Raw genomic sequence first — 12,246 nt, forward strand, 5'->3', positions numbered from 1 at the left:
CGATGGCCGAACTTCAGGTCGAAATCGTTGCGGCCGACCACTTCGTGTGGTCCGGCCCGGCGAAGCTGGTCAAGGCTCGTTCGGTAGACGGCGAGATCGGAGTTCTGCCCGGTCACGTCCCGATGCTGTCGGTGCTTGCCGCTGGGGATCTGGAAATCGATCCGGTTTCCGCATCCCGCTTCACGGTCCAGATCGATGGAGGGTTCTTCTCGGTCGACTCGGATCGCGTCGTGATCGTTGCTGACAACGCTGTTCTGGAAAACGCAGCGTAGGCGATGAATTGATTGAGATTACCGCACCAGTTCTCATAGCGCTGCTGGTTCTAGCCGGCATCGTCATGTTTTTTGGCGCCATGGCCGTGCGCCGCATTCAGTTGCGGCGCACGCTGGGCACCTTCGACGCCTCCATCCTCACGCCCAAGGGCAAGTGGATGATGGTGATCGGCCGCTACGGCGGCGGACATGTGGATCTGTTGCGGTTTTTCTCTGTCTCGCCGATCCCCAGCTTCGTGGTCGAGCGCCGCGGGCTGGATGTCACGGGGTGGCGTCGCGCCGACGAGCAGGAGGCCTTGCGGATTCCGCCGGGCTTCGTGATCGTCGAGCTGACCCGCAACGGCGAACCCCTGCTGCTGGCGATGGACTACCGGGACTATACCGGGTTCTCGTCCTGGCTCGAAGCAGGGCCGATTGCCGGCTCCTGGCAGATCTAGACAAAAACTTCTGATCCCGCCTCCGGGCGGCCGTTCCATTCGTGGAACGGCCGCCCGGAGGCGGGATTTTTTGCGACCTCGCACCGGATGCGCCGGGCGCGCAGAGTCGGGGCAACGGGGGAGCCTATGCCAAGGCCCGCCGCTTCGGAAGCTGGTTCCGAGGCGGCGGGCCCGATGCATCATGCGGACGGCGCTGCGGCTAGAGCAGCTGGCCCTTGCGGAAGGTTTCCACCAGCTGCAGCTCGGCATCGAGCACCAGCACGTCGGCGGCGAAGCCGTAATGCAGGGAGCCGACCTCGTCGGCCAGCCCGATCAGCGAGGCGGGGTTCACGGTGGCCGCGTAGACGGCCTGCACCAGCGGGATGCCGGCGGCCACTGTCTCGCGCACGATCTGCAGCAGCGTGGCGGTGCCGCCGGCCAGCGAGCCGTCGGTGGCCAAGCACGCCTGCCCGTCGGCGACGTTGACCTCCTGCGGGCCCAGCGAGTAGCTGCCGTCGGCCAGCCCGGTGGCGGCCATGGAGTCGCTGACCAGCAGGATGCTGCGGGCGCGCACGAGGTTGAACATCAGGCGCACGGTATCGGGGGACAGGTGCACCCCGTCGCCGATCAGCTCCACGTAGGCGTCCCCGCGCTGGGCGGTCTCCAGGCAGGCGGCCACCGGGCCGGGCTCGCGGTGGTGCAGCGGCGGCATGCCGTTGAACAGGTGGGTCACCGTCGGCTTCTCGGTGAAGCCGTCCACGCCGGCGCTGCGCAGCTGCTCGCGGGCGAACATCAGCGAATCGGAGGTCTGCGTGGCGGTGGCGTTGGTGTGGCCCAGCGACGGGACCACGCCGTAGGAAACCAGCTGGCTGATCAGCTCCTCGCTGCCCTCCAGCTCCGGGGCGTAGGTCATGGTGCGCAGCTGGCCGCGTGAAGCGGCGAACAGCTCGTCGACGAACTCGGGCTGCGGATTGGACAGGAAGCGCGGGTCCTGGGCGCCGCAGCGCGCCTCGGAGAGGAACGGCCCTTCGGCGTGGATGCCGGCGATCAGCCCTTCTTCGGCGAATTCGGCGAGGATTTCCGCCGCCTCCACCATGGCGCCGCGATCGGCGGTGACCAGGGAAGCCAGCAAGGTGGTGGTGCCGGCCTTGTGCAGGTAGCCCAGGGCCTCGGTGACCGCCTGGTGCTCCGGGGCCGCGAAATCGGCGCCCGCCGCGCCGTGGCAGTGCAAGTCGATCAGTCCGGGGATCAGGACGGCGCCCTCGGGCACCGGATGCACGGCGAATTGGCCGGCGTCCTCCTTGGCGAGGAAGTCGTCGCGGTTGCCGGCGAAGGCGATGCGGTCATCTTCGATGGCCAGTGCGCCATCGGTGACCTTCATTCCGTCGGAGACCAGGGTGGCGAACAGTACTAAGCGCGAAGCAGTCATGCTCCTAGCTTAGAAGAGACGGCCCTCCGAGTCATCGACGCCGCGCATTGCATCGTAATCGAGGGTGAGGCAGCGGATGCCGCGGTCCTCGGCCAGGGTGCGGGCCTGCGGCTTGATCTGCTGGGCGGCGAACACCCCGGAGACCGGCTTGAGCAGGGGATCGCGGTTGAGCAGCTCCAGGTAGCGGGTCAGCTGCTCCACGCCGTCGATGTCGCCGCGGCGCTTGAGCTCCACGGCTACGGTGGCGCCTTCGCCGTCGCGGGCCAGGATGTCCACCGGGCCGATCGCGGTCATGTATTCGCGGCGGATGAGCTTGTGCCCGGCGCCGAGCAGCTCGATCTGCTCGGCCAGCAGGCGCTGCAGGTCGGCCTCCACACCGTCCTTGATCAGGCCCGGGTCGTTGCCCAGCTCGTGGGCCGAGTCGTGCTCGATCGAGTGGAACTGGATGGTCAGCCGGTCGTCGGTCTTCGCGCTGGCCACGGTCCAGGTGGTCACCGAGCCCAGTGCGGCGGCCTCCTCGTCGGGCGAGCCTTCCCGCAGGGTCAGCGGCGGGTTCATCCAGTTCAGGGGCTTGTAGCTGCCCCCGTCGGAGTGGATGAGCACCGAGCCGTCGGCCTTCACCATGATCAGGCGGGTAGCCAATGGGAGGTGGGCCCGCAGGCGGCCTTCGTAATCTACTGAACACTTCGCAACCACTAAACGCACCTGACACACTCTACTAGGTGCGTGCGGTGCACGCGCCCGGGATACGGCATGATTAATGACATGCCACGTTCGAACCGCCCCCGCCGCCAGTCCAAACCCCGAGGCAATTCCCGGGGTGCCTCCGGCGGAGGATCGCGCTACGAGGCCGACTCCGAGGCGGATTTCGGGTCGGCGCGCCGCGAGGACGACTGGATGCAACGGGCCCGCTACGGGGTGGTCATGCTGCAGGACGCGCCCGACGGCCAGTGGCATGTGCGCAAGATTTCCCCGCTGAACGCCCAGAAGACCTACACCTGCCCGGGCTGCCACCGGCAGATCACCGTGGGAGTGGCGCACCTGGTAGCCTGGCGCGCGGATCACTGGTCGGGGGACGACGCAGCGGCCACCGCCCGGCGCCACTGGCATCCGCGCTGCTGGGAAACCCGCTCCTACAAGTACTAGCTGCCGCAGGACAGCCGCAGGGAATTCCTAGAGTCGGTCCTGCCGGGCGATGAACACCTCGCGCAGCAGGATCATCGCGCTGGCGGCGACCGGGATGGCCATCAGGGCTCCGGTCACCCCGGCCAAGGTGCCGCCGGCGATCACGGAGATCACCGCGACAGCGCCGGGCACCGCCACCGCGCGGCGCATGATGCGCGGCGAGACGAAGTACGCTTCGAGCTGCAGGTAGCCGAAATAGCACAGCGCGTAGATCAGCGCCGTCTGCCAGCCCAGCGAGAGCGTCACCAGCGTGACCAGGATGCCGGCGATGACCCCGCCGACCAGCGGGATGAACGCCAGCACCGCGACCAGCAAGGTGAGCAGCGCCGCGAACGGCACGCCCAGGATCGTCATCAGCAGCAGCGCCACCAGCGAATTGAGGAACGCGACGGTGGCCTGCCCCATCACGTAGTTGCCGACGGAACTGGTGATGCGCACCGCCAGCTCGCCGGCGCGTTCGCGCTTGGAACGTGGGGCCAGGCGCAGCCCGAAGGCCATGATGGCGGGCAGCGAGGCGAGGAAGTAGATCGCCAGCACCAGCACGATCAGGATGCCGAACATCGACTGCGCCACGGTCTGCGAGACGCCCAGCACGCCGCCGAAGACGTTGGTGATCGCGCCGGAGTCGCCGAAGAATCGGTTGACCTCGTCGTCGAGCCGCTGCGTTAACGCGTACTGGCGGTCGATCTGCACCAGCCAGTCGCTGCTCAGGAAGTTGTTGATGATGGTCGGCGCATCGGTGATGAACGAGGTGATCTGCGTGACCAGCGTCGGGATGATGAGCGCCATGAATCCGCCGAAGAGCGCCAGGATGCCGAACATCGTGGCGGTCACCGCCAGCGGACGGCTGAGCCCCCTCGAGACCATCCAGCGCACCACCGGGTCCAGTCCCAGCGCGATGAACAACGCGATCGCGATCCAGGTAAGCAGCGATCCGACATTGGTCAGCACGTAGTATCCGCCCAGGGCCAGGCCCACGCCGGTGGTGCCCAGGAAGCCCATGGCGATCGGGTGCAGCGCCGGGATCGGATCCGGTGCGCCCTGGTCGTCATAAGGCACCTCGCCCAGCGCATCGTGGCGCGGGGTGTTCAGCATGGCCGTCAGACGCCGGGCGAGCCGGCGGCGCAGCGAAGCCTTCTCGGCTGGGGCGGGGGACTCGCCGCGCGGGGCCGCAGGCTGCGTCCCGGGAACCCGCGGAGTTGATGCGGTATCAGGCGCCGGATGCTCAGCGGCGGATTCAGCGTCAGGGTCGCGGTGCTGGCGACGGGGAAGCTGGTGCAGCGGATCGGCCGGCGACGGGTTCTGCCGGCCGTCCGATTCCCCCGCGGCGGAGGGGATCTGGCCGGTGTGCGGAGCTGGCTCGTGTGGCTCGTGCGGCTGATCTGACTGCATGGCACCGAGCATACCGCGCAAACGGCTTTTCGGTGTGCCCAAAGACACCGCGGACTTGGGCGATTGAGACAGTTCACAGGCAGTGGCAGGAACCATGCGGGCACCGGACTCGTTAGACTGGGGATAGTACAGCTGTGAGACGTAGGTGAATAGGTGAAATCGTGCGAAAAGTAATCTCCGTGATCGCGATGCTGCTCGGGGCCGCGGCCCTGATTGTCGGCATCGGGCAGAAGACCTTTTGGGCTCCGCCCGAAACGGTGACCGCTACCATGCCGCAGTTCGACGGCAAGGCCCCGCTGACGCTGATTGAATCCAGCGTGAACTCCGAAAAGCTCGCCCCGGTCGAACTGGTCATCAGCGGCGAGGGCGAATTCACCGCCTCGCTGGGACGCAGCTACGACGTCGAGGCCTGGGTAGGCAAGACCGCCCACGCAGCCGTCACCGGCATCGACACCGAAAACCACCAGATGCAGGCCAACTTCGTCGAGGGCGACGCCACCGCGCCGGATCCGAAGAACGCCGACATCTTCTTCGACTCGCAGACCGCGCAGGGCACCATGACCTACCGCTGGACCGCCCCGGACACCGGCGACTGGTCGCTGCTGCTGGCCGCCGGCGGCAAGGACGCCGCCCCGGTGGACATCTCCGTCACCTACGCCAACGACGAAGCTATGCCGTTCGCGCTGCCGCTGATCATCGCCGGCGCGCTGCTGCTGGTCTTCGGGCTGGCGCTGCTGGTGATGCGCACCGCAAAGCCAGGCGCCGCCGCACCGGCCAAGGCCAAGAGCACCACCCAGAACTCCGTGGCCGCCGTGGCCGTCGTCGCGCTGGCCGTCTCCGGCGTGGCCCTGCCGATGACCCCGTCCGAGGACGCCTCGCAGTCGCCGGCCCAGAACGCCACCGAAAGCGCTTCGCCGAGCGCCACCGAGCAGGCCAGCGAGTCCGCCGAGGCATCCGCCCCGGCCGAGTCCGAGCCGACCGCCTTTCCGGTGGTCACCGAGGAGCAGCTGACCCGCATCCTGGGCGATGTGCAGAAGCAGATCGGCAACGCCGATGAGAAGCGCGATAAGAAGCTGCTCGAATCCCGTGCAGCGGGCGCGTTCAAGTACATCCGCTCCAGCCGCTACGACATCCTGAACGACGACATCAAGGTCGCCAAGCCGCTGACCCTGAATACCTCGGTGATCCGCTCGGCCGCCGTGCCCAACACCTCGGACGCCAGCTTCCCGCGCGTGATCACCGTGGTGACCGCCAAGGATTCGGACGCCGAGACCCTGCCGCAGGCGCTGACCCTGGTGCAGGCCACCGCCCGCGACAACTACCAGGTGATCTTCGCCGAGCAGATGCTGCCCGGCGCCAGCTTCCCGGGCATCGCCGTCGGCGACCCGTCGATCAAGCAGCTGGACGCGAACGCCAAGGGCCTGCAGCAGACCCCGAAGGACGCGCTGAAGTCGCTGGCCGACGTGCTGACCAACGAGAAGTCGAAGAACAAGGACAAGTTCGCCGAGTCCGAGTTCATCAAGGCCATCCACGCGGGCCAGAAGACCGAGTCGCAGAATGCGAACGAAGCGAAGGTCAAGTACGCGCGCACCGTGACCGAGGGCGACACCCGCGTAGTCTCCACCCCCGACGGCGGCGCGATCGTGACCGGTAAGCTGAACCAGCGCGCGGTGTTCGAGCGCACCGAGGACTCCGATCCGCTGGAGGGCACCGACGAGCTGACCAAGAAGCTGCTGGGCAAGGCCAGCTCCACCGGCGACGTGGAAATCAACTACGCCGAACCGGTCATGTTCTACCTGCCGGCCGAGGGCTCGGAGGATAAGATTCAGCTGATTGCGGCCGAGGTAGTGCTGCTGAACGTGAAGGAAGTGAAGTAACCGTGAGCGAAGAGCCAACGATCCCATCGTCCCGCGGCGCCGTGGACCTCAGCGCGCTGTCCTCGCACCGCCTGCAGGCCACCGACGCGACTGCGCCGGAAGCCGGCGCGACCTGGACCATGGAGCTGGACGAAGCGGCATTCCAGCAGTTCGTGGGCCTGTCCCAGCGGGTTCCGGCCATCGTGTCGCTCGGTTCCCCGCGCGTGCCTGCCTCGACCGAGCTGGACGCCTCGCTGCGCAAGCTCGTCGACGCCCGCGGCGGCAAGTTCGTGCTCGGCCTGGTCGACGCCGAGGCGCGCCCGCAGATCGCCCAGGCCTTCCAGGCCCAGCAGATCCCGCTGGTGGTCGCGCTGGTCAACGGCCAGCCGGTGCCGCTGTTCCAGGGCCCGGCCGGCGAGGAGCAGATCGAGCAGGTCTTCGGGCAGCTGGAGCAGCTGGCCGCGCAGCAGGGGCTGGGCGGCACCGTGCCTCCGTTCGCCGGAGCCCCTGCGGAGCCTGCGCTGCCGCCGCTGCACCAGAAGGCAGTGGACGCCATCGAGGAGGGCGACTACGCCGCCGCCGAGGCCGCCTACATGCAGGCCCTGAACGAGAAGCCGAACGACCACGAAGCCCAAGTGGGCCTCTATCAGGTGCGCCTGCTTTCGCGTACGCAGAACCTTGATTTGAACCAGGCCCGCGCCGAGGCGGCCTCGAACCCCGACGACCTGAACGCCCAGCTGAACGTGGCTGACCTGGACATCGTCGGCGGCCATGTGGAGGATGCCTTCTCCCGCCTGGTGTCGCTGGTGGCCCGACTGGCCGACGAGGACCGCGAACGCGTCCGCCGCCGCCTGGTCGAGCTCTACGCGGTGATCGGCACGAACGATCCGCGGGTCGCCGCCTCGCGCCAGAAGCTGGCCCGCGTGCTCTTCTAGCAACGCGGTTCCACGCCAACGCCCAGGGCGCCGGTGCACCTCGAGAAGTATTCTCGTGAGGCATCGGCGCCCTTTGTCGATCGCGGATTAATTCAAAAGGATGATGATGGATGACTTGGGCTGTTGCTAGGCTCGAGGCATGAATCCGATCGCACTAGATATTCGCTCCCTGGCCAAGCAATTCGGGGCCAAGGTCGCAGTGAACAACGTCAGCCTGCAGGTTCCCGCCGGCTCCTTCTATGGGTTGGTCGGGCCCAACGGCGCCGGCAAGACCACGATGCTTTCCATGGCCACCGGGCTGCTGCGCCCGGATGCGGGCTCCGCGCTGGTCAACGGGATCGACATCTGGGCGGACCCGCACGCGGCCAAGGCCACCCTCGGGGTGCTGGCCGACGGGGTGCGCCAGTTCGACCGGCTGACCGGCCGCCAGCTGGTGACCTATTCGGGCCTGCTGCGCGGCATGGACCGCGAGGAAGTCGCGATCCGCACCGAAGACCTGCTGCGCGTCATGGACCTGACGCAGGACGGCGACAAGCTCGTCGTCGACTATTCCGCGGGCATGACCAAGAAGATCTCGCTGGCCACCGCGATGATCCACTCGCCGAACCTGCTGGTGCTCGACGAGCCCTTCGAAGCGGTCGACCCGGTCTCCGCGGCGAACATCCGCGACATCCTGAACGGCTACGTCCAGCTGGGCGGCACCGTCATCGTCTCCTCGCACGTGATGGACCTGGTCCAGCGCATGTGCACGCACGTCGCGGTGATCGCCGACGGCGTGCTCAAGGCCCAGGGAACCGTCGACGACGTCCGCGCCGGCAAGTCCCTGGAAGAACGCTTCGTCGACCTGGTCGGCGGACGAGCTACGAACGAGGGGCTGTCATGGTTGCGCACATCCTCCAACTGAAACTCCGTCTGCTGGGCAACGGCTTCAAGCGATCCACCGGCCAGCTGGTCGCGGTGATCATCGGCGGCCTCTATGCATTGGGCATGGTCGTGCTGCTCTCCGGGGCGAGCTGGGCTACCGCGGAGCAGAACCCGTTCCCGGGCCAGCTGACCATCGTCATCGGTTCGGCCGTGGTGCTGGGCTGGGCGGTCATTCCTCCGCTGCTCACCGGTGTCGACCTGACGCTGGAGCCGGCCCGCTTTGTGCATTTCGGCATCGATACCAAGGTGCTGGCCCCCGCGCTGGTGCTCGCCGGGTTCATCTCGGTGCCCGCCGTGCTGACCTTCCTGGGCCTGCTGGGCGCCTCCATGATGTGGCGGCTGGATCCGGCGGTGCTCGCTCTGGCCATGGTCAGCGCGGTTGCCACCGCGATCATGGCGGTGCTGGTCTGCCAGTACCTGACCATCATGGCCACTGCGCTGCGCTCCAAGCGGCGTTTCCGCGAGTTGACCTTCGCCCTGCTCTTCCTGCTGCTGGTCTCCCTCGGGCCGTTGCTGTCGTCGGTGTTCGCCGCGGCGGAGAGCATCGCCGACTGGATCAACCCGATCTCCGCGGTGCTCGCCTACACGCCGCTCGGCGCCTTCGCCGCCCTGCCTGGGGCACTGGTCGCCGGGAACATGGCGCAGCTGGCGCTGTGCGCCGTGCTGGGAGTCGTCTACCTGGTGGGCCTGTACCTGCTGCTGGTCCGGGCTACCGGGGCCGCGACCGTCGCGCCGCCTGCGCAACAGCGTGCGGCCACTGCCCGCGGGCTGGGATTCTTCAAGCTGCTGCCGGCAACTCCCACCGGAGCCGTGGCGGCACGCTCGCTGACCTACTGGTTCAAGGATCCGCGGTACGCGCTGAGCATCCTGATGGTGCCGATGCTGCCGCTGATCTTCTGGTTCGCCGGACGCCAGTCGGGGGAGTACACGATGATGTTCGCGCTCGGCCCGCTGATCGGCATCCTGATGGGTTTCGCGATCTCCGCCGATGTCTCCTATGACAACACCGCTTTCGCCCTGCATGTGCTGACGGGGGTATCGGGCAAGGCCGACCGGGCTGGACGCGTCATGGCCTGCTTCGCCATCGGCATCATCCCGCTGCTGCTGGCGGCAACGCTTCCTGCCATCCTGTCCGACCAGCTGTGGCGTCTGCCAAGTGATCTGGGCTTGTCGCTGGCCGCGTTCCTGGTATCGCTGGGCGTCTCATCCGTTGTCTCGGCACGCTACACCTACGCCGTGCCGCTGCCGGGCGAGAACCCGATGAAGACACCTCCGGGCAACGGCCTGCGTGTAGCGCTGACCCAGATGGGCACCATGGGTTTCATGGCAGTGCTGCTGATTCCAGTGGTCATCCCGGCTGTGATTTCCTGGACGACGCAGTCGCAGGTTGCAGGGTTCATCGCGCTGGGTATTGGACTCCTGCTCGGTGTCGGGATGCTGATCGGTGGCGTGCATTTGGGTGGCAAGTGGTTCGACCGTCGCCAGCCTGAACTCATGCAAGCGGTCATGATCAACCGATAGCTGGTGCACATGGTGGGGCTGCCATTCGAATAGTCGAATGGCAACCCCACTTTTTCGTGGGTACCGCTGGGAGAGGAATCAGCCGGAGTCCGGTAGCGGGATGCTGGTCGGGACGCCCGGTGGACTGTAATTCCTGCGCAACCGCTGCGCCGGATCCCTGTCCTTGGGCAGCAGCACCCACGGCAGGCCCTTCACCCACACGATCTTGATCACCTCATGGTCGAACTCGATGTGGTGGTTCTTGCACCCCGGAGCGATCTTGTCCAAGTTCGTTTCCCCGCCCAAGGCGTACGGGTCGGTGTGGTGGAATTCCAGCTGCTCCACCGTCGCGGTGCACCCGGGCACCAGGCAGTACCGGTTCCTGGCCAGCACCGCACGCTGCAGCACCTCGGGCACGAAGCGTTTGGTCCGCCCGAAGTCCAGCAGCACCCCGTCCGTGTTGAACACCGCCGGGATCAGATCCGCCTGGCACAGCAGCTGCCGCAACGCGGCCGGCGGCAGATCCACCCCGTGCGCGGTCTGCGCCGTCGAGGAGGCCAAGTGTTGCAGGTCGTTCAGCTGCAGGTGGGCGATGACCACCGGCCGCAACCGCTTGCGCTTGCGCTGTGGCGGGGATCTGTCGGGGTCCCCGGCGGAGCACTCCTCCCCGTCCTCGGCCCAGCCGGCCTTGCCGGCGCTGTCCTCGTCGGCGTTCGCGGGGTCGGAATCGAAGAGGGATCCCTGGCCCGGACCGCCGTCCCCGAAGGCGGTTCCGGGCGGGTCCTCGCCGGTGGCGTCCAGCAGGATCTCCAGCAACGCGTTCAACGCGCGTTCGGGCGGGGTCGCTTCGGGGATGAACAACTCGTCATCGTCCCAGCGCAGCTGCTCGGATCCTTCGGGCAGCAGGTCCTGGATGGACCAGCCGCCTTCCCCGTCGGGGCCGGCCCCGGTAGCTCCGGCCCCGGTGGTTTCGCTCTCGGTGGCGGCATCCGCCTGCGGCTGCGGGTCCTGCCCCGTGGGCTGGTTCGGATTATCGGCCGGGTCCTTGAAAAACGACGCCCCCGCCACCGGCCCGCCTGAGCCCGGCCCCCGGTTCGGGTTCGCCGAGGCAGGGTTCCTCCGCGCGGCCTGCCCGGCCCGGGTGCTGGCCTTGTTCGCCGCCGCGATCAACGCATCCACCCACGCCCCCTCCGCCGTGGAAGTCCGCACCAAAAACTCGCGGAAGTGCGGGCTGCGGATCGGCAACGGGAACACGCCACGGCGCAGCGAGGCCGGCGGGATTGGCCCGGACCGGTTGATGGCCTCCAGGATCAGGCAGGCGATCTTCTTCACCGCCGCGAACGGGATGAACTCCTCGGCCAGGACTTGGGCGGCGTGTTCCTCCACGGTGCGCCCATCGGCATGCAACAGGGTCGGGCTGGTGGCGGTGCCTTCGAAGGTGCGGTCTTCGGGTTCGACCTTGGCCAGTTTCCGGCTGGCCTGCCGCACCACCGTCGGATCCACCCCGGACTCGAAGAGCAGGGCGGCCAGGTGCTCGAACCGCGGGGCAACCCGGGCCCCGGTGAAGTCCTTGCGCCCCACCAGGTCCATGGAATCCAGGATGAGGCGGTGGGTGTGCCAGTAGGGGGTGCGGGTCCAGGAGGCCAGCAGTTCTTCGGGGTTGCGGTAGCAGGCGCGTCCGGAGGCGCGCACCGGGGTGCTGGTGGTGTCGGCGGGGTGCTCGCGCAAGTGCTCCAGTTCGGTGTGGGCCAGGGTGTGGGCGGCGGTGGCGGCAGTGCGTTCGGCGGCGACCAAATCCATGCGGGTCGCTTCGAAGCCGAGCTGCTGGGCGGTGGTCGCCAGTTCCAGGGCCAGGCGGGGATCGGTGGTATCGGAGAGGGTTTCGCGCAGGGCGGCGAAGGTGTCCAGCAGGCTGGTGGCCAGGTCCCGCAGCTGGGTGCCCGATAGTTCGGGCAGGGCGGCACCGGGCGCGGGACGTACCTGGGCCAGTACGTGGTGCAGGCTGGTGAGGCCTTGGGCCAGTGCGGTGGTGTTCATGGCTCCAGTGAACGCCCGGGCGCACTGGCTGGTGGTGGGTGGGGTGCGGATTGTGGAGAAGTGCCGGAAAAATTTTTTGCGGGTTCCGGACATGCCACGCGGCACCATGGCGTGTGGGACACGGCACTGGACGCTGTCCGGCGCGGATGCGGCGGGCCGACGGAGCGGTCGAACATCGATAGAACACTCTGTGACCTGTAGATACCGTGCGCGGCGGAAGCGCCGGGAGGCGGGGGAGGAGCGGGCGATGTGGACAAGCTCCCATGCCTGTGCGCCCCATGAAAGCGTCGTACGTACTAG

At 67.7% G+C, this 12,246-nt stretch carries 11 protein-coding genes; 7 read left to right on the forward strand and 4 right to left on the reverse strand.

Going from position 1 to position 12,246, the window contains the following annotated elements:
- Positions 1-2: 2 nt before the first annotated feature.
- Complete coding sequence (locus ACTX90_RS06580) at positions 3-272, forward strand: F0F1 ATP synthase subunit epsilon (RefSeq protein WP_047118752.1); 270 nt, start codon at positions 3-5, stop codon at positions 270-272.
- Between the two features lie 8 nt (positions 273-280).
- The gene (locus ACTX90_RS06585) at positions 281-709 is read left to right on the forward strand and encodes a DUF2550 domain-containing protein (protein WP_052772306.1); all 429 of its coding nucleotides are present in this window, start codon (positions 281-283) and stop codon (positions 707-709) included.
- Positions 710-908: 199 nt separating this feature from the next.
- Here ACTX90_RS06585 and nagA read toward each other — a convergent pair whose 3' ends face one another.
- Both nagA and nucS read right to left on the reverse strand, forming a co-directional pair.
- The gene (nagA, locus tag ACTX90_RS06590; RefSeq protein WP_443443550.1) at positions 909-2,117 is read right to left on the reverse strand and encodes an N-acetylglucosamine-6-phosphate deacetylase; all 1,209 of its coding nucleotides are present in this window, start codon (positions 2,115-2,117) and stop codon (positions 909-911) included.
- 9 nt (positions 2,118-2,126) lie between these two features.
- Complete coding sequence (nucS, locus tag ACTX90_RS06595; protein WP_053797791.1) at positions 2,127-2,822, reverse strand: endonuclease NucS; 696 nt, start codon at positions 2,820-2,822, stop codon at positions 2,127-2,129.
- Between the two features lie 60 nt (positions 2,823-2,882).
- Between nucS and ACTX90_RS06600 the strand changes: the two genes are divergently transcribed.
- Positions 2,883-3,263, forward strand: a complete 381-nt coding sequence (locus ACTX90_RS06600; protein WP_047118755.1) for an Rv1322 family protein — start codon at positions 2,883-2,885, stop codon at positions 3,261-3,263.
- A 27-nt stretch (positions 3,264-3,290) separates the two neighbouring features.
- On the opposite strand, the gene ACTX90_RS06605 is transcribed toward ACTX90_RS06600, so the two are convergent.
- Positions 3,291-4,694, reverse strand: coding sequence for an AI-2E family transporter (locus ACTX90_RS06605; protein ID WP_443443551.1), 1,404 nt, complete (start codon positions 4,692-4,694; stop codon positions 3,291-3,293).
- 161 nt (positions 4,695-4,855) lie between these two features.
- On the opposite strand from ACTX90_RS06605, the gene ACTX90_RS06610 reads away from it, so the two are divergent.
- The 4 genes from ACTX90_RS06610 (at position 4,856) to ACTX90_RS06625 (ending at position 9,930) form a co-directional block, all read left to right on the forward strand.
- Entirely contained in the window at positions 4,856-6,571 is a 1,716-nt protein-coding gene (locus ACTX90_RS06610) for a hypothetical protein (protein WP_443443552.1), read from the forward strand.
- Positions 6,572-6,573: 2 nt separating this feature from the next.
- A complete protein-coding gene (locus ACTX90_RS06615; protein WP_047118757.1) occupies positions 6,574-7,485 on the forward strand; it encodes a co-chaperone YbbN in 912 nt (303 codons plus the stop codon).
- 139 nt (positions 7,486-7,624) lie between these two features.
- Positions 7,625-8,389: an ABC transporter ATP-binding protein gene (locus ACTX90_RS06620; protein ID WP_113607943.1), complete on the forward strand. Its 765-nt coding sequence runs from the start codon at positions 7,625-7,627 to the stop codon at positions 8,387-8,389.
- Positions 8,365-9,930 carry a transporter gene (locus ACTX90_RS06625; RefSeq protein WP_443443553.1) on the forward strand — a complete coding sequence of 522 codons (1,566 nt, stop codon included), beginning with the start codon at positions 8,365-8,367 and terminating at the stop codon, positions 9,928-9,930. The genes ACTX90_RS06620 and ACTX90_RS06625 overlap by 25 nt, the downstream gene beginning before the upstream one ends.
- A gap of 78 nt (positions 9,931-10,008) precedes the next feature.
- Here ACTX90_RS06625 and ACTX90_RS06630 read toward each other — a convergent pair whose 3' ends face one another.
- On the reverse strand, positions 10,009-11,946 hold the full coding sequence (locus ACTX90_RS06630; protein WP_443443554.1) for an HNH endonuclease signature motif containing protein: 1,938 nt from the start codon (positions 11,944-11,946) through the stop codon (positions 10,009-10,011).
- Between the last annotated feature and the right edge of the window lie 300 nt (positions 11,947-12,246).

The organism is Glutamicibacter soli (assembly GCF_052322135.1).
Taxonomy (GTDB): Bacteria; Actinomycetota; Actinomycetes; order Actinomycetales; family Micrococcaceae; genus Glutamicibacter; species Glutamicibacter soli.

What these genes read in the sequence shown, in the direction of transcription:
- ACTX90_RS06625 (WP_443443553.1), top strand. Translation starts at nt 8,365, where the DNA reads ATGGTTGCGCACATCCTCCAACTGAAACTCCGTCTGCTGGGCAACGGC.
- ACTX90_RS06580 (WP_047118752.1), top strand. Translation starts at nt 3, where the DNA reads ATGGCCGAACTTCAGGTCGAAATCGTTGCGGCCGACCACTTCGTGTGG.
- ACTX90_RS06630 (WP_443443554.1), bottom strand. Translation starts at nt 11,946, where the DNA reads ATGAACACCACCGCACTGGCCCAAGGCCTCACCAGCCTGCACCACGTA.
- nagA (WP_443443550.1), bottom strand. Translation starts at nt 2,117, where the DNA reads ATGACTGCTTCGCGCTTAGTACTGTTCGCCACCCTGGTCTCCGACGGA.
- ACTX90_RS06605 (WP_443443551.1), bottom strand. Translation starts at nt 4,694, where the DNA reads ATGCAGTCAGATCAGCCGCACGAGCCACACGAGCCAGCTCCGCACACC.
- ACTX90_RS06620 (WP_113607943.1), top strand. Translation starts at nt 7,625, where the DNA reads ATGAATCCGATCGCACTAGATATTCGCTCCCTGGCCAAGCAATTCGGG.
- ACTX90_RS06600 (WP_047118755.1), top strand. Translation starts at nt 2,883, where the DNA reads ATGCCACGTTCGAACCGCCCCCGCCGCCAGTCCAAACCCCGAGGCAAT.